This window comes from Shivajiella indica, from assembly GCF_042683085.1.
GTDB lineage: Bacteria > Bacteroidota > Bacteroidia > Cytophagales > Cyclobacteriaceae > Shivajiella > Shivajiella indica.
Window position 1 is genome coordinate 1 of record NZ_JBHUIV010000003.1, and the last position, 16,964, is coordinate 16,964.

General features: G+C 39.1%; 15 protein-coding genes and 1 tRNA gene. 9 read left to right on the forward strand and 7 right to left on the reverse strand.

Going from position 1 to position 16,964, the window contains the following annotated elements:
* Positions 1-208 precede the first annotated feature (208 nt).
* The 3 genes from ACFSKV_RS00990 to ACFSKV_RS01000 all read right to left on the reverse strand — a co-directional run bounded on the left by ACFSKV_RS00990 (position 209) and on the right by ACFSKV_RS01000 (position 2,551).
* A tRNA-Val gene (locus ACFSKV_RS00990) sits at positions 209-283 on the reverse strand.
* 87 nt (positions 284-370) lie between these two features.
* Positions 371-1,567 (reverse strand): chromate efflux transporter, encoded by a 1,197-nt coding sequence (chrA, locus tag ACFSKV_RS00995; RefSeq protein ID WP_380799847.1) that lies wholly within the window; start codon positions 1,565-1,567, stop codon positions 371-373.
* A gap of 3 nt (positions 1,568-1,570) precedes the next feature.
* Positions 1,571-2,551, reverse strand: a complete 981-nt coding sequence (locus ACFSKV_RS01000) for an isopenicillin N synthase family dioxygenase (protein ID WP_380799692.1) — start codon at positions 2,549-2,551, stop codon at positions 1,571-1,573.
* Between the two features lie 79 nt (positions 2,552-2,630).
* Here ACFSKV_RS01000 and ACFSKV_RS01005 point away from each other — a divergent pair, with 79 nt between their 5' ends.
* Positions 2,631-3,398, forward strand: coding sequence for a hypothetical protein (locus ACFSKV_RS01005; protein ID WP_380799694.1), 768 nt, complete (start codon positions 2,631-2,633; stop codon positions 3,396-3,398).
* A 21-nt stretch (positions 3,399-3,419) separates the two neighbouring features.
* Here the strand turns inward: ACFSKV_RS01005 and ACFSKV_RS01010 are convergent, their stop codons facing one another.
* A complete protein-coding gene (locus tag ACFSKV_RS01010; protein WP_380799695.1) occupies positions 3,420-4,631 on the reverse strand; it encodes an MFS transporter in 1,212 nt (403 codons plus the stop codon).
* A 91-nt stretch (positions 4,632-4,722) separates the two neighbouring features.
* Here ACFSKV_RS01010 and ACFSKV_RS01015 point away from each other — a divergent pair, with 91 nt between their 5' ends.
* From ACFSKV_RS01015 to rpiB, 6 genes are all read left to right on the forward strand, one after another.
* Positions 4,723-5,304: a VTT domain-containing protein gene (locus ACFSKV_RS01015; protein WP_380799696.1), complete on the forward strand. Its 582-nt coding sequence runs from the start codon at positions 4,723-4,725 to the stop codon at positions 5,302-5,304.
* 51 nt (positions 5,305-5,355) lie between these two features.
* A complete protein-coding gene (uvrA, locus tag ACFSKV_RS01020) occupies positions 5,356-8,172 on the forward strand; it encodes an excinuclease ABC subunit UvrA (protein ID WP_380799698.1) in 2,817 nt (938 codons plus the stop codon).
* A gap of 73 nt (positions 8,173-8,245) precedes the next feature.
* Positions 8,246-8,848: a trimeric intracellular cation channel family protein gene (locus tag ACFSKV_RS01025; protein WP_380799699.1), complete on the forward strand. Its 603-nt coding sequence runs from the start codon at positions 8,246-8,248 to the stop codon at positions 8,846-8,848.
* Between the two features lie 85 nt (positions 8,849-8,933).
* On the forward strand, positions 8,934-10,202 hold the full coding sequence (locus ACFSKV_RS01030; protein ID WP_380799701.1) for a serine hydroxymethyltransferase: 1,269 nt from the start codon (positions 8,934-8,936) through the stop codon (positions 10,200-10,202).
* Positions 10,203-10,217: 15 nt separating this feature from the next.
* Positions 10,218-11,078: a twin-arginine translocase subunit TatC gene (gene tatC / locus ACFSKV_RS01035; RefSeq protein ID WP_380799703.1), complete on the forward strand. Its 861-nt coding sequence runs from the start codon at positions 10,218-10,220 to the stop codon at positions 11,076-11,078.
* Positions 11,071-11,508 carry a ribose 5-phosphate isomerase B gene (gene rpiB / locus ACFSKV_RS01040; protein ID WP_380799704.1) on the forward strand — a complete coding sequence of 146 codons (438 nt, stop codon included), beginning with the start codon at positions 11,071-11,073 and terminating at the stop codon, positions 11,506-11,508. The genes tatC and rpiB overlap by 8 nt, the downstream gene beginning before the upstream one ends.
* Positions 11,509-11,551: 43 nt before the next feature.
* Here rpiB and ACFSKV_RS01045 read toward each other — a convergent pair whose 3' ends face one another.
* Complete coding sequence (locus ACFSKV_RS01045) at positions 11,552-12,949, reverse strand: hypothetical protein (protein WP_380799706.1); 1,398 nt, start codon at positions 12,947-12,949, stop codon at positions 11,552-11,554.
* Between the two features lie 94 nt (positions 12,950-13,043).
* Between ACFSKV_RS01045 and rbfA the strand changes: the two genes are divergently transcribed.
* On the forward strand, positions 13,044-13,427 hold the full coding sequence (rbfA, locus tag ACFSKV_RS01050) for a 30S ribosome-binding factor RbfA (protein ID WP_380799707.1): 384 nt from the start codon (positions 13,044-13,046) through the stop codon (positions 13,425-13,427).
* A gap of 14 nt (positions 13,428-13,441) precedes the next feature.
* On the forward strand, positions 13,442-14,665 hold the full coding sequence (locus tag ACFSKV_RS01055) for an ABC transporter permease (protein ID WP_380799708.1): 1,224 nt from the start codon (positions 13,442-13,444) through the stop codon (positions 14,663-14,665).
* Between the two features lie 603 nt (positions 14,666-15,268).
* On the opposite strand, the gene ACFSKV_RS01060 is transcribed toward ACFSKV_RS01055, so the two are convergent.
* Positions 15,269-16,468, reverse strand: coding sequence for a tetratricopeptide repeat protein (locus ACFSKV_RS01060; protein WP_380799709.1), 1,200 nt, complete (start codon positions 16,466-16,468; stop codon positions 15,269-15,271).
* A 55-nt stretch (positions 16,469-16,523) separates the two neighbouring features.
* Positions 16,524-16,904 (reverse strand): DUF2784 domain-containing protein, encoded by a 381-nt coding sequence (locus tag ACFSKV_RS01065; protein ID WP_380799710.1) that lies wholly within the window; start codon positions 16,902-16,904, stop codon positions 16,524-16,526.
* Positions 16,905-16,964 lie beyond the last annotated feature (60 nt).

Genomic DNA, 16,964 nt, shown 5'->3' on the forward strand with positions numbered 1-16,964 from the left:
ATTTAGGTTTAGGAATTAAAATATTGGATCTTAAAAAAAGTGGGATCTAGGGGATTCGAATCTACCTGTCAGTAGACAGGCCCATGACCTTCCCGACCTCCGTCGGGACGCTCTAAACCGACTTAGTTGGGGTAGTTTTTTTGAAAGCTAGGAAGGTTTAGGTTAATTATTTAGGTTTAGGAATTAAAATATTGGATCTTAAAAAAAGTGGGATCTAGGGGATTCGAACCCATGACCTCTGCCCTGTCAAGGCAGCGCTCTAAACCAACTGAGCTAAGATCCCATTTACGGACCGCTAAAATGCGAAATGGTAACAAAAATTCCAAAAATTGGTTGGTAAAGAATATTGAGATGGTTTGAATTCCCTAAACTAAAAGATCCAATTGTAAACTATTCCTGCCACAATACCGATAATAATAATTACCGGAGAACTTAACTTGGAAAATTGGAGTAACAAATAAGTTCCGAAAATTGCCAAAATATTGAACAAGTTGGCATCTAAGGGTTCAAAGAGGAGATAGGCAGCCGCAATCAACATACCACAGCTTACGGCATTGATTCCTTCCAAAGCTGCTTTTACCGGCCGGTATTTTTTTAATTGATCCCAAAACCTTATTACAAAGAAAATTAGGAAAGTGCCGGGAAGGAATATACCTGCAGCTGCAATAAAGCCTCCGGTAAGTAAACCTGGGATACCATATTCTCTCATGGATAATGCACCTACATAAGAGCTAATACTAAAAGTAGGTCCAGGAATACCTTGTGAGATTCCGTATCCAGTTAAAAACTCCTGAGAGGAAAGGAACTTTTTGAATTCAACAAATTCCGTGTAAAGATAAGGGACGAGTACCTGTCCACCTCCGAAAATCAAGGAACCATTACGGTAAAAATTTTCGAATAAAAGAACAGATTGGTTTTTGGTAATGGCTCCTACAACAGCAGCAACCACTAAGACGCCTCCCCATAAGAAAAAATTGGACCAGGAAATCACCAGTTTTTTATCCCCTTCATCCTTAGGTTGTTCCCTAAATTTCAAGGAGGTACTGACTCCTCCTACCACAAGCAGCAATGGGAATACAAAGGGGGAATTGTAAAAAAATGACACAAAAGCAGAAAACATCATGAGGACAGTTGCTTCAGGTGTTTTTACCATTTTAAATATGGTCTTTTGTGCGGCATAGATGATGAAACCAATAGCCATGGGTTGTATAAACTTTGCAAAGTTTAAAGCACCAGGCGTGTTTTCCTGAAGAAAATCAATCAAAAAAGCTGCTGCTATCATCAAAACGGTAGCGGGCAAAATCCAGACAAAAAGTGATAGATAGGCCAAGTTCGGTCCTCCTATACGGTAACCTATGGCTGAAATAGTCTGGGTAGAGGTAGGTCCTGGAAGGATTAGGCAAAGTGCATTCAACTCCCAGAGTTCTTCTTCCTTTATATAGGCCCGCTTTCTCACCATAAGGTCCAGCACCATGGCGAGAAAGACTTGAGGGCCGCCAAATGCAGTAACAGAAAGCAGCAATACATCCTTCAGGTAGAGGTAATATCGAACTTTCCGGACTGACACCATTTATTTTTTAAGTCCCAATTCTCTTAACCGCTCTTCCAGGAATTCCCCTGCGGTAGCATCCTCGAATTGCTTCGGATTATTCTCATCAATACAGTTGTCCAGGCAGGTCAGATCCATTTCCGACCTTGGGTGCATGAAAAAGGGGATAGAGTACCTACTGGTATGCATCAGTTCCCTTGGAGGGTTTACGACACGATGGATGGTGGATTTGAGTTTTTTGTTTGTCAGCCTTTCCAACATATCCCCCACGTTTACCACTAATTGATCGGGAAGAGCCGTAATGGGGATCCATTTGCCATCTCTTCTCAGTACTTGCAAACCGTCAGCTGAGGCGCCCATGAGCAGGGTGATCAGGTTGATGTCTCCGTGTTCCGCAGCACGAACTGCATCAGCGGGTACAGAATCCGGATTTTCGATGGGGAAATAATGAATCTGTCTTAGGATTGAATTGCCGTAAACCACTTTGTCCTCAAAATATTCTTCATCAAGACCAAGATGCAGGGCAATTGCCCGGAGCATATTTTTGCCGGCATTTTCTAAAGTTCTGTAAACTTCCAGGGCAATGGATTCGAATTCGGGAATTTCATCAGGCCAGATATTTTCAGGATATTCTGATTTGATTGGATCAGAATCGGGGATGGTTGTGAGTTCCTGTCCAACATGGTAAAACTCCTTCAGATCTCCGGTATTTCTTCCCTTGGCATGTTCCTTACCTTTTCCGGTATAGCCCCTTTGGAAGCCGATTTCGGGTTTTTCATATTTTGTTTTCACAGCATCTGGCAAATCAAAGAATTTTTTGATAACTGCATACAGTTTATCCTGCAGGTCTTTGCTCAGTCCATGATTTTTAATAGCTACAAAACCAATATTTTGGTATGCATCTCCCAACTTTTTCACAAAAGCCGATTTTTTTTCCTTATCCCCGGAAGTGAAGTCGGATAAATCCAGAGATGGAATTTCATCATATAAAATCTCAGTCATATTTGGAATTAAATTATCCTGAAAGGTAAGTCATTTTCACATAAATTTAAATAATTTAGCTTTCTAGCCTTTAAACCCTATGAAGAATTCCTGTTTATTGATTTTCCTGTTTTCCTTTTTTCTTGTCTGGAGTTGTGATAGCCCTAGGGAAAAAAGAGATGAGATGGTGATTCTTACCCAAAGCGAGGATAGTCTACAAAATCAAAAGCCGGAAATCAGTTTTTTCATTTATGAAGAAAAAAATGATTATCCTGATGCGATTATTGAGATGTACAGTCCATTGGGAAATCAGATTTTTAGGCCCGGCAAAGTTCCTTTCGAGTTTAATATAAAGAATTACCCCTTTGATGCCGGACTAAGCGGTTTTCAATTGAACATGATTCTGAATTCCGGCGATCCGGTTGGGTATAATTCTCCTATTTTCCAAAGAGACCTTAATGAAGGTACCTATCGGGCGGTAGCCTATTTGGTTGATGCTGAAGGGTTGGCTTTAAAGGAATTCGGCAACTTTGTGGATAGGGATTTTATGGTAGGGGATACCCGTCCTTTCCCTTACCAGGCAGAACCCTATATTGTTTTGAATATGCCTCTAAACAATCAGAAGTTTAAAGAACAGGAGGAAGTTACCATTGATTTTCTTGTAGTCGGTGGAGATATAGATTTGGATAAATTGAAAGTGGATATTCAGTTAAATGAATTTCATTATGAATTACGACAGGTCACTCCCGTAAGAGTGACTAATTTGCCAAAAGGGGATTATTTGCTGACAGTAAAATTGATGAGGAGAGATGGGAAAGAATTAGATGGTCCTTTTTCAAGTGTCAAAAAAGGGATAACAATTGAATAAGTCTTTATCAGGGAACAGTTTCTACACTCGTTTTTTTTCCATTCTTATAGCAATGATTATTGCAGATACCAAAGTTAGGCCTCCAATGAAAGCGATAGAAGCATCTATTCCTACTATATCTGCAATTAATCCTGTTAAAATAGCTCCTAAAGCATAACCCAGATCCCTCCAAAGCCGAAAAACCCCAATGCTCTTAGCTCTGTCATTGGGATGTGTATTTTCTGCCACAGTGGCAAGGAAAGTTGGATATACCATTGCAGTACCCCAACCTAATACAGCAGAAAGAGCCAAATAATGTATCATAGAATGGGCAAATAGGAATAAAATCAAAGCGATGCCCTGAAGGGTCATCCCAATAAATAGCAAATGCTTTTTAATAAAGATGTCTGCCATCCGACCGGTAAACAATTGTCCAGTACCCCATACTGCAGGGTAAACTGCTGTGACAATGCCTATTTGTTCTAAATTGAACCCTTTACTGGCAAGAAGTATGGGAAAAATCCCCCAAGCCATTCCATCATTTAGGTTGTTCACCAAGCCTGCCTGTGTGACAGAACCCAAATTGGGGTGTTTCCAGGTTGTTTCCCAAAAGATATTCCTCAATTTCGGTACTTCAGAGATGGTGTTTTCTGCTGCTACATGTTTTCTGGTGTCCTTGATCAGAAACACAGTGCCCAGCAAACCCAAAACAGCCAATGCAATTCCCAAAATGAAGGGATAAGGCCTTAAGCCTTGTTCGCCTGCAATATAGCCTGTCAGGAAAGCTACGACTGCCACAGCGAGGTAACCTGCAAACTCATTTAGCCCCATGGCAAAACCTCTTTGCTTTTCTCCTACCAGATCAATTTTCATCACTACAGTACTGCTCCAAGCCAGACCCTGATTGATGCCCAGGAGTAAATTGGCAGCGACAATCCAATCCCAGCTTGGGGCATACATGAGGATAAAAGGAACAGGAAGTCCAAACAGCCAACCTATTATCAACAGATTTTTTCTGCCAATTTTATTGGCGAATGCCCCTGCGAAGTAATTGGTGAAGGCTTTGACTATGCCGAATACAATGATAAATGACAAGATGGCGGTTTTCGCCGCTATGGCAAATTCCACTTCGGCGATCTGTGGGAGAATACTTCGCTCCAGTCCCACCATCCCCCCAACGAACGCATTGATTATGACCAGGAGTGTAAACTGTTTCCAGTTTTCTTTCAGACCCAATTGTATTTTTTTGTCCAAAATTTAATTGTAGCGTTAGATGGAATAACTAAGTTCAGCAATTAATTTTACAAATAGTTGCCTCGAAGTACAATCTTTAAAAAGAACAGCGGTGAAAAAGCCATTGATAGGTGAGAAAGGAAAGTTCCTAATTGAAAACATACTCAAAGGCCTTCTTTATTTGGGGATATTGGTGGCCTTGTTTTTTTTGATTCGACAAAATTTTACAGAGGAACAAAGGTTGGAATGGTTCGGATCAATTTACAATAACCCCAAGTTGGTCATGACGGTTTTTGTTGGTTCAGAGATCCTATTTGGCATTGTTCCACCTGAAGTTTTCATGCTTTGGTCTTTGGAAACAGGTTGGATAGGCCCCTATTTTACAAGCATCGGAATACTCTCAGTAATTTCCTATTGTGCGGGATTTTTCAATTTTACGATTGGTCAATTGATCAATCACCACAGTTCCTTTATGCAAAGTAAAAATAAGTATATGTCAAAGTACAGATCCATGTTTTCAAAATATGGATCTTATTTAGTAGTTGTGGCCAGTGTTAGCCCAATCCCTTTTTCAGCCATAGCACTCCTTGGAGGTGCAGGCGGGATGTCACGAAGAGAATATCTCTTGTACAGCTTATGGAGGATCCTTAGGTTTTTTGTTTATGCCTATATTATTTGGAAGATTGAGACTTAATATTTCCAACAAATTATCATTTGAGCGGTTGAATGGGTATCTTTGCCGTTTATGAGTTTGACTGAAGAAATGACCTTACCATCCATAGATAACCTTGACCCAAAGGAATTTATCATCATCAAAAACGCTAGGGTGAATAACCTGAAAAACCTAAGCGTAGCAATTCCCAGAAATAAATTAATTGTCATAACCGGTCTTTCAGGTTCAGGGAAATCCTCGCTGGCTTTCGACACCCTTTTTGCTGAAGGGCAGAGAATGTATGTTGAAAGTCTAAGTTCCTATGCCAGGCAGTTTTTGGGAAGGATGGAGAAGCCTGATGTGGAGTATATCAAAGGGGTTTCTCCGGCAATAGCCATTCAACAGAAAGTTACCACCAAAAATCCAAGGTCTACGGTTGGGACCACTACAGAGATATATGATTACCTGAAGTTATTGTTCAGTAGGATTGGAAAAACCATTTCACCGGTTAGTGGTGAGGAGGTAAAGCACCACAGCGTAACGGATGTGGTAGATTTTATCCATGAGTTTGACGAAGATGATAAAGTCATGATTACCTGTCCACTTCATCTCATGAAAGGAAGGTCAATGAATCAGGAACTAGAACTGTTGCTTCAAAAGGGATTTACAAGAATTTTGGTGGAAGGGGATCCTTATTTTGTGGAAGACATGGTCGGATCTGAAGTTCTTCCAAGTGGTGATTTTGAAATTTTGATTGACCGTGCCTCCATCCGGCATCAGGATGAAGACAATATTTTCAGGATAGCAGATTCAGTACAGACGGCCTTTTTTGAGGGGCACGGAGATTGTACGGTATTGATTCCTGGAAAGGATAAACGTACATTTTCTGACAGGTTTGAGTTGGACGGAATGAGTTTTGAGCTGCCTTCTGTTAATTTTTTCAGTTTCAACAACCCCTATGGAGCCTGTAAAACCTGTGAGGGTTTTGGTTCAGTTTTGGGAATTGATCCTGATTTGGTGATACCCGATAAGAGTCTCTCAGTATATGAGGGGGCCATTGCGCCATGGAGAGGAGAGACTTCTGGAAAATGGCTGGAACCGCTATTGAAAAAAGGAATTTACTTTGATTTTCCAATCCACAGGGCCTATGAAGACCTAAGTGATTCGGAAAAGGAACTCCTTTGGACAGGCAATTCCCATTTTAAAGGATTGAATGAATTCTTTGCAGATTTAGAGACCAAGACACATAAAATTCAATATCGGGTCATGTTGTCGAGGTTTAGGGGCAGAACCACCTGTCCGGATTGTAAAGGGACAAGATTGAGAAAAGATGCCTCTTATGTGAAATTAGGAGGTAAATCCATCACAGATATTGTTTTGATGCCAATTGATAAGGCCTTTAGGTTTTTCCAGGAACTCGAACTCTTGGACAATGAGAAAAAAGTAGCAAACCGTCTTTTGAAAGAAATTCTAAATCGCCTGGAATATATTGATAAAGTGGGGTTGGGATATTTGACATTAAACAGACTGACTTCCACCCTATCTGGAGGTGAATACCAGAGGATCAAACTGGCGACATCTTTGGGCTCTGCCCTTGTTGGTTCTATGTATATTCTTGATGAACCTAGTATTGGTTTACATCCCAGAGATTCTGACCGGCTGATAGAAGTCTTGAAATCCCTTAGGGATTTGGGTAATACGGTTATTGTAGTAGAACATGAAGAAAAAATCATGAAAGCCGCAGATCAGATTATTGATATCGGTCCGGATGCGGGAGTTTTGGGAGGGGAATTGGTTTTTCAGGGGAACTTAGAGGAGATGATGTTCAGGGGCAATAGTTATACGGCAAAATACCTAAAAGGAGAAGAAAAAATCCAGGATAAAAAGCAAAACAGGAAATGGCGGGACAGCATAGTAATTAAAGGAGCAAGGGAAAATAATCTCAAGAACCTAAGCGTCAAATTCCCCTTACATACCTTGACAGTAATCTCTGGGGTAAGTGGCTCGGGGAAATCAACCTTGATCAAAAAGGTACTTTATCCTGCACTAGGGAAAATGCTTGGTACCGTCATTGATGAAACAGGAAAATTTGATAAACTGGAAGGTGATTATAAGAAAATCACGCAAGTGGAATTTGTTGACCAAAATCCAATTGGTAAATCATCACGTTCCAATCCAGTAACCTATGTCAAGGCCTATGATGCTATTAGGACCTTGTATGCAGACCAAACTTTGGCCAAGCAAAGGGGTTATAAACCTGCATTTTTTAGTTTCAACGTAGATGGAGGAAGATGTGAAGCCTGTCAGGGAGAAGGAACTGTCACAGTGGAAATGCAATTTATGGCAGATATCCATCTAACCTGTGAATCATGTAAAGGGAAAAGGTTTAAAAATGAAATTCTTGATATTAAATTTAAAGACAAAGATATTTCGGAAATTCTGGATATGACCATTGATGAAGCGATGGATTTTTTCAAAGGTAAGCCGGCGATTATCAATAAACTTCAGCCTTTACAGGAAGTGGGATTAGGGTATATAGGTATGGGTCAATCTTCAAATACACTATCCGGAGGAGAGGCCCAAAGGGTAAAATTGGCATCTTTCCTTGTAAAAGGGGGTACAAAGCCCGGAGATCACGTGTTGTTCATTTTTGACGAACCGACCACAGGTCTCCATTTTCATGATATCAAAAAACTTCTTCATTCCATCAACGCACTGATTGAACAGGGCCATTCCGTGATCATTATTGAGCACAATACCGAAGTCATAAAGGCATCAGATTGGGTCATAGACCTTGGGCCTGAGGGAGGAGAAAATGGTGGGAATATTACCTTTGAAGGGACCCCGGAGGCTTTAATGGAAGCGGAGGGGAATTTTACAGCGAAGTATTTGAGAGAAAGCTTTCAGTGAAAATTATCAATTACTAATTAACAATGATCAATTGGAAATTTAAAATTGGAAATTGGTCATTTAAAATTTCAACATGGACTTACAATATCCCCTTGAACTAGTTGGAACCTTGGTTTTTGCCATATCCGGTGCATTGGCTGTAAGGGATAAAGAGCACGACTTATTTGGGGCAGGCTTTACCGGTTTTATTACTGCCATTGGTGGAGGAACGTTAAGGGATGTGCTGTTAGGTTCTTATCCTTTGGTTTGGATAGGGGATGTGAATTTTTTATATGCGATTCTTCTGGGAGTATTGGCTGCTTTTGTTTTCCCTAGATTCCTTTTGAAATTGAGAAAGACTTTTTTTTTATTCGATACATTAGGTATAGGATTTTTTACCGTATTAGGGGTCGAAAAAGCGCTTTCATTAGGCGTTAGGCCAGAAATTGCGGCCATAATGGGTATGTTTACTGCGGTAATGGGAGGTGTCATCAGGGATACTTTGGTCAATCAGATCCCCGTGCTTTTCAGTAAAGAAATTTATGCTTCAGCATGTTTGACCGGGGCAATTCTTTATTTGCTTCTGGATTATTTGGGTTTGGAAAGAGACTACAATATGTTGGTTTCCATATCTGTCATAATTTCAATCCGGTTAGTTGCAGTAAAGTATAAGCTAAGCTTACCCAGGTTGGATTAATTCAAAAATCCCTTATTTACCTAAAAGATTCAATTGGATAATCCATTGAATCAAACTATTTTTGGGCACTTAATACAAATCCCACATGAAAAGAGACCAAGTCATTTTTGACCTTATTGCAAATGAAGAAAACCGTCAGAAAGTAGGCATTGAATTGATTGCTTCAGAGAATTTCGCAAGCAAGCAGGTGATGGAGGCTGCAGGAAGTGTTTTGACCAATAAATATGCAGAAGGACTTCCAGGTAAACGTTACTATGGGGGTTGTGAGATAGTTGATCAGGTTGAGCAATTGGCAATTGACAGGGCAAAAGAGCTTTTCGGGGCAACTTGGGCAAATGTTCAACCTCATTCCGGGGCTCAGGCCAATGCAGCTGTATTTTTAGCTTGTTTGAATGCCGGTGATTCAATTTTAGGTTTTGATCTTTCTCATGGAGGACACCTTACCCATGGATCTCCTGTCAATTTCTCAGGAAAGCTATATCAACCTCATTTTTATGGGGTGGAGGAAGAGACAGGTGTTATTGATTATGATAAAGTGGAGGCTAAAGCACTGGAAGTAAAACCGAAGTTATTGATTTGTGGAGCCTCTGCTTATAGTAGGGACTGGAATTACGAAAGATTAAGAGATATAGCAGACCAGGTAGGAGCGATTTTATTGGCAGACATTTCACACCCATCAGGATTGATTGCCAGAGGGCTATTAAATGATCCATTGGAATATTGCCATATTGTGACTACAACGACCCACAAGACCTTAAGAGGTCCAAGAGGTGGGCTGATTTTGATGAGGGAAGATTTTGACAATCCTTTTGGCTTGAAAACCCCTAAGGGAGAATTGAGAAAGATGTCCTCATTGTTGGATTCCGGGGTTTTCCCAGGTACCCAGGGAGGTCCATTGGAGCATATCATCGCAGCCAAAGCTGTGGCCTTTCAAGAGGCCTTGTCTGATGAATATATGGCCTATGTTTTACAGGTAAAGAAAAACGCTGCTGTAATGGCATCTTCATTTATTGAAAAGGGCTATAAGATTATTTCCGGAGGAACAGACAACCATATGATGTTGATTGACCTAAGGAACAAGGATATTACAGGAAAGCTGGCTGAAGAAACCCTTGGTAAAGTGGATATTACCATCAACAAAAACATGGTGCCTTTTGATACCCGCTCTCCTTTCGTAACTTCAGGCATGCGGGTTGGAACAGCAGCTGTAACTACCCGTGGTCTTAAAGAAGAAGACATGAAAAAGATTGTATCCTTGATTGACAGAGCTCTGGTCAACCATGATAATGAATCTGAATTGGGTCAGATCAAAAAAGAAGTCAACAACTGGATGGTACAGTTTCCATTGTATTAAAAATTTTCTGAAAGCGTGGCCTTAGATCAGTATAGAGAAGAAGAGGAAGAAGAGGGCATGTCCTTTTTGGACCATTTGGAGCAATTGCGCTGGCATTTGCTTCGTTCTGTAGCTGCGGTATTAATTTTAACCGTGGCAGCCTTTCTTGCAAAAAGTATTGTATTTGGAAAAGTCATTTTAGGACCATCCAAAATTGATTTCATAACCTACAGAACTCTTTGTAAGATTTCTGATTTATTATCCGTTCCTGCCCTTTGCATAGATAGTCTGCCATTTACCATTCAAAGCAGGCAAATGACAGGACAGTTTTCCATGCACCTGACCTCATCTGTGGTTGTTGGTTTGGTGGTGGCCTTTCCTTATTTGTTTTGGGAGACCTGGAGATTTATCAGTCCGGGATTATATAAGAAAGAAAGGGAAGCGGCCAGAGGAGCAGTGTTTTTTGTAAGTTTGCTCTTTTTTGCAGGAGCCGGATTTGGTTATTTTATCCTTGCCCCACTTTCGATTAATTTTTTGGCCAATTACCAATTGGACCCAACTATCCTGAATGAGTTTGACATCACCTCCTATGTGAGTACACTTACAATGTTGGTCTTGGCTTCTGCAATTATGTTTCAGCTTCCTGTGGTTATCTATTTCCTTTCCATGTCGGGATTGGTCACAGCGGCAATGCTGAGAACTTACAGAAGGCATGCTATCGTGGTCATTTTGATATTGGCTGCCATTATTACACCTCCGGATGTCATTAGTCAGATTCTGATTGCTATGCCTATTTTGGTATTGTATGAGGCAGGAATTCAGATAGCCAAAAGATTGGAAAAGAAAAGAGCGCAAAAAGAATTAGAAGACAATTTGAAATATAAAGACCATGATTAAGAGGATAGCCATAGGTGGGGATCATGCAGGTTTTACCTACAAAAATAAGCTCATTGACAAACTTAAGAATGATGGGTTTGACGTAAAGGACTTTGGGCCCTATAGCGATGCATCTGTAGATTATCCTGATCATGTTCATCCTTTATGTAATGCCATAGATAAGGGTGAATTTGATTTGGGGATTTTGATTTGTGGAAGTGGTAATGGGGTGGCCATCACCGCGAACAAACATCAATGTATCAGGGCTGCTTTATGTTGGAATGAAGAAGTGGCTTCTTTGGCCAGGCTCCATAATAATGCCAATGTAATTGCAATTCCCGCAAGATTTGTTGAATATGAATTGGCCGAAAAAATGGTAATGAAATTTATCAATACAGGATTTGAAGGAGGAAGACATCAGGTAAGAGTCGATAAAATTTCCTGTAATTAATGAGTAAGGAAAGCTGTCCTAAGGATAAAGGACAGCTATTTTATTATTCCAATAAAAAGTAGTTTCCGGATTTTTTATATTTTTTTTGTAATAAGGGAGCCTTTTCCAGAAAACCGGCAAATACCCCTTCTTCGTCAATGATAATTTCCGGAATTTCTTCCGTAAAGTTTTTATACATAAAAGCAAGGTTTTCAAAATTGTCCAGGTCAGTAAGAATTTCCTTTGACAAGTGGTAGTTCAAAAAAGGGGTTACTTGTTTTGCGTTTAAATAATAGGCCAGGTCATTCCCAAGGACCAAAACTTTTTTCCCTTTTGTAAATTGATGTTGCTCGGTTTGATTGACTATATAGGAATTAATATCCTCATTATTGGTTTTGATGAATGTCCAGGTATAACCAGTCAAAGGTACCAGAATGACATAGGCAGTGCTCAGTACCTGTAAAATAACCCCTGTTTTGATTGAAATAAACAACAGGGAAATAAAATAAGCTATACCAGGTATAAGTATTATCCATTGGTAAGGAGCCCGACGGTTTGCTAGAAAAATTGAGGCCGCCCCAAAGATCAGATAAATTAACATCAGCTGCATTTGTTTCTGCTGATTGACATTAAATGATTTAAAAACGGTGCTGTACAATATTCCAATTACTCCAAACATTAAAGGAGTAAAGTAAAGCAGTACTATTTCTCTTAATCTAACATGAACGTAAACTTCCAATGACCTGGAAGTCAAAATATATTCATTCAAAAATTCAGGAAGGGAGTCAAACCAAAAAAAATAAACAGAACATATCAAAAGGGGTATAATATAACCAATAATAGAAAGCAAAAATTGTCTTAATGTAAATCCACTGACCACAATTCCCGCCAAAAGCATGTAGGGTAAAAAAAAGATCAATGGAAAGTGAAAACATGCCGCAATACCTCCATAAATTCCCAGAAGAAGGACCGAGTCGGCTCCTTCTTTTTGCAGCACGGTTTGGGAAAAGAGTTGACCTAGTGCAAAAACAATAAAAGTACAACCCATTAAGGCAGGAGACAGGGTAAGGATATCAAAGGATAAATGTACCAAAATCGACAACACAAAAGCTGGGATATAGGTGATTTCATCAAAAGATTTGTACCTGATGAAAAGGCTGTTGAGATAGATTATCTGTACAAAGATGAGTACTCCCGCAGATATTTTATAAATCAAAAAACTCTTGCCGAAAAGCATATGAAGTAGCCAATAAACACCTGCTGAAAAAGGCCCACTGTCGTCAAGGACATCTCTGTACATTAACTTTCCATCTGCAAGCCTTTCCCCAAGGAGCATCCAAGTAAGTTCGGGTTGTAGTAATGGAATTCTTAAAACCCATAAATAAATAGCACTGAGAAAAATCATCAGCCCGAGTAGGGCAAATAGCCTAAAAGGATCATTTATTCTAAAAAAACTGATCAAAATTTTTATAGGAGTCTAAGGTATTACAAACTGGACCCACGAAATTAAAGGTTACTCATTTAATTCACTAAATTTGTGGCAACTAAAATCAAATATGGAAAGCAAAAGACAACAGAAATACAGTAAACTTATACAGAAAGAAATTGGAGAAATTTTTCAAAAGGAGGCAAAGCATTTGCTAGGAAACAGTTTTGTTACCGTTTCAAGGGTATTGGTTAGTCCTGATTTGGGAGTGGCAAAAGTTTATTTAAGTTTTTTACTCGAAAAAGATAAACCTGTGTTTGATAAAATAAATGACAAAAAGAATGAACTTCGCAAACATCTGGGTAATAGAATAGGGAAAAGTGTAAGGATTATTCCAGAATTGGCTCTATTTATGGACGATTCTGCTTCCTATGCCCAACATATGGATAAGGTAATCTCCTCATTAGAAATTCCCGAAGCTTCAGATGAAGAGGATGAGGAGGAAGAAAATTAATTTTCTATTTCAAATTGAACCTGTCTTTTTTCATAGCATCCCGATATTTCCGAAGCAAAAAGAAGCGGAATTTTATTACTATCCTATCCCGGATATCCATGATCGGGGTAGCGGTGGGAACGATGGCCTTGGTAGTGGTGCTTTCAGTTTTTAATGGTCTGGAAGACCTGGTGAGGTCACTATATGCTTCGTTTGATGCGGAACTTAAAATTGAATCAGTTCAGGGAAAGTCATTTCCAGTCGATCCCGAATGGTTGCTTGCAATTCAGGAAATAGAGGGAGTGGAAATTGTTACGGAAGTTATTGAGGATAATGCTTTGTTCAAATATAAAGATTATCAGCATTTGGCAAGACTAAAGGGGGTTTCTGAAAATTATCTGGATCATGGAAGGTTTGAAAGAGGATATGTATGGGGTAATTTGGATTTGGGCTCCGATATGCAGCCAAAAGCCATTGTTGGAAGAGGGGTTGGATTCTTTTTGTCCATAGATCTTGAGAATGAATTTGAACTTCTTTCTGTTTTTTATCCAAAAGCTCCAAGGAGTGCAGGCACTATTGACCCCAATCAATTATATAGCAGGAATTTTCTAAAGCCAGCGGCATTTTTCAGTGTTGATAAAGAATTTGATGACAATTACATCATTGCGCCAATTCAGTTTGTTAAACAATTACTCAATTACGGAAACAAAAGGACTTCATTGGAAATCAAAGTGAAGGAGGGTGAAAATATCCAAAAGGTAAAATCTAGAATCAGGGCTCATCTTGGGGATAAATTCTCTGTCAAGGATACCGATGAGCAGCATGAAGGTTTATTGAGAACGATCAAAATTGAAAAGCTTTTTGTATTTATCACTTTGACCTTTATTTTGGCTGTGGCGTCATTTAATATTTTCTTTTCCCTTTCCATGATGGCTATTGAAAAGAAAAAAGATACAGCTATACTTTTTGCCATGGGGGCCAGGGAAAATTTGGTCCGGAAAATTTATGTCAAACAGGGAGGGATCATAGCTTTTACAGGAGCGATCATTGGTTTGGTGTTAGGATTTGTTTTGGTCTGGCTTCAGGATAGTTTTGGATTGATTTCTTTAGGCATTGCCTCTTCGGTCATTGAAAATTATCCTGTAAAAATGATCTGGACTGATTTTTTATGGACAAGTTTAGCTGTAATAGCTATAACATTTTTAGCTTCGTATAGGCCTGCATTGATTGCATCAAGGGTAAAACCCAGTGATTTGTAGGGTTTAAACAATAAAAAAAGCTGCGAAACAATATCTCACAGCTTTAGTCAATTAACAATAAACCCAAAATAACCAGCTGTAGGAGAAGGATTCGAACCTCCACGGGGCAGTTAGGCGAAACACGAGCTCCATGTTTGCTTTCTGCTGGAATCCCCACCCCCGAGACAGGAGGGCATGTCTGCCAGTTTCAACATCCTACAGTATAAAATTTTTCAAGAGTAGAGAAAGGCCATCTGCCTTTTTTCTTTTAATAGCTAAGCTGTAGGAGAAGGATTCGAACCTCCACGGGGCAGTTAGGCGAAACACGAGCTCCATGTTTGCTTTCTGCTGGAATCCCCACCCCCGAGACAGGAGGGCTTGTCTGCCAGTTTCAACATCCTACAGTGTATGAAGACCTTTTGTCTTTGTTGATGATTCAAAGTTAATAAAACATTCCTTTCTTTAAAATATTTGTAAATAAATAATTAAAAAAATACATATAATTTAATAAATAGATTATAAAATTATTAATTAGTAAAAATTAAACTTTCAAATAGTGCTTTGATTGATAAATCGGAAATGAATTTTTTGGAATAAATGGGGCTTGTTTTAAAAAAACAGGATTTACCGGCAAATTTTGTCTAAAGCTGTTTCTGCTGCATCAATACCAAAGCGTATAGCTTCCATTAAATCCTGGCATGCCAAATTTTTTTTGTCCAATCTGTAATTTGAAATGCCTCTTTGGTAAAATGCTTCTCCAAAGTCCTCCTGATAATAAATGGCCAGCGTATATGCACCACTTGCTTCCAGAAATTCATTATTGTGGTAATGCACATTTCCTTTTCCAAAATAAGCCTTAGCATGGGTAGGTTCCAATTCTATAACCTTCATATAATCATCCATAGCAGATTCCCAATTCTCTAATTTTACCTGGACATCTCCTCTCAAAATAAGTGTTTCAACATCATTGGGCTGGAGTGAAATCACTTTTTCAAAGTCTTCCAAAGCCTCTTCAAATTGGCCCCCTATAAAACGTTGATATCCCCTTTGCTTATACGGAAGAATAAATTCTGGTTCTTCTTCTATTGATTTTGAATAAAATTCTTCCGCTTTTTGAAAATTTCCACTTTCTCTTGCCAGTTCTCCTAGTAATTGATGTCCCATAGGATGGTAGGGGTCAATCGCGAGAGCCAGCAAATAATCCTCTTCCGCAGATTGGGTCATCCCAGCCATTTTTTTTGCTATTCCCCTATTAAGTAAATAGTCAGGGTTGAATTGATCAAATTTAAGTGCTTGATTGAAACTTTGGATAGCATCCTCATAATCTCCTGAACCTATACTGCATAAACCTAAGTGAAAATAAATGAGGTCATCCTGAGTACTTTGTTGGGTTAGAAGTTTGTTGATCCCGGTTTGATAGGATGGCCTTTTATATAATATGGTATTGGTTTCACCTTTCGGCAGGAAAAGTAGCTTTTTAAAATCAGCTTTTGCCTGTTCATAAAGCTGTAATTTGTACCTTAAAAGCCCTCTTGCAAATGTTCCTTCCTTATTGTTTGGGTCAAGTTCCAGTTGAATGTTATAATCCATTAAAGCTCCCTGAAAATCTCCGGCATCTTCACTGACCATGGCCCTATAGTAATATGCTTCCGCATAAAATGGCCTTTCTCTAATAATTTCGCTTAATATCAAATATGCCTCAAGATCATCTCCTGATTCCCAAATTTTGAGGGCTCCTTCAATTTGTTTATCAATCTTTTGATATTGGGCTACTGCATTGAATTGAATCAAACAAAGAATCCCAATCAATAGTACAGCTCTCATGATTTAAATATAAATTAAAAACAGGATTAAGTTCCATTGTTTTCAGAAATCCAAGTCAGACGTTCTTTTTCCGGAAATTGACAAATAAAGAAATAAGCAAAGCGATAAAAGCCAATCCCAAAGTCAAAAAATCAACTAAATGGGTGGAAAAATTTAAGCCCAACAGCCTTTCCAGTAAATAGCTGATGTAAGAATTTGGCAAATCAGTCAGCCCTTTTTTCCTAAGTATCTCCCAATGCCAATCAGTCAAGGGACAATACCCCCAGCCATAACGGATACCCAAAATAATCCACGAGGCAAAAGTTAAAGAAATGGTGAAAAGATGCCATTTTCTTAATGGTATCCAAATCCATGCGAATAAATTGAAAATAATCAAAAAGGAATGGAAGATCAGAAAAAAATAATCTGCAATCTCTAAAAATAAGGTATTATTCATTATTGTATTGGAAGATTTTTTATGACTGAATTTAAGGTTTTTTTTCTGAAAATTATGCTT

Coding starts and splice junctions, on each gene's coding strand:
- ACFSKV_RS01000 (WP_380799692.1), bottom strand. CDS start 2,551: ATGACTGAGATTTTATATGATGAAATTCCATCTCTGGATTTATCCGAC.
- ACFSKV_RS01005 (WP_380799694.1), top strand. CDS start 2,631: ATGAAGAATTCCTGTTTATTGATTTTCCTGTTTTCCTTTTTTCTTGTC.
- uvrA (WP_380799698.1), top strand. CDS start 5,356: ATGAGTTTGACTGAAGAAATGACCTTACCATCCATAGATAACCTTGAC.
- ACFSKV_RS01025 (WP_380799699.1), top strand. CDS start 8,246: ATGGACTTACAATATCCCCTTGAACTAGTTGGAACCTTGGTTTTTGCC.
- ACFSKV_RS01030 (WP_380799701.1), top strand. CDS start 8,934: ATGAAAAGAGACCAAGTCATTTTTGACCTTATTGCAAATGAAGAAAAC.
- rpiB (WP_380799704.1), top strand. CDS start 11,071: ATGATTAAGAGGATAGCCATAGGTGGGGATCATGCAGGTTTTACCTAC.
- rbfA (WP_380799707.1), top strand. CDS start 13,044: ATGGAAAGCAAAAGACAACAGAAATACAGTAAACTTATACAGAAAGAA.
- ACFSKV_RS01060 (WP_380799709.1), bottom strand. CDS start 16,468: ATGAGAGCTGTACTATTGATTGGGATTCTTTGTTTGATTCAATTCAAT.
- ACFSKV_RS01065 (WP_380799710.1), bottom strand. CDS start 16,904: ATGAATAATACCTTATTTTTAGAGATTGCAGATTATTTTTTTCTGATC.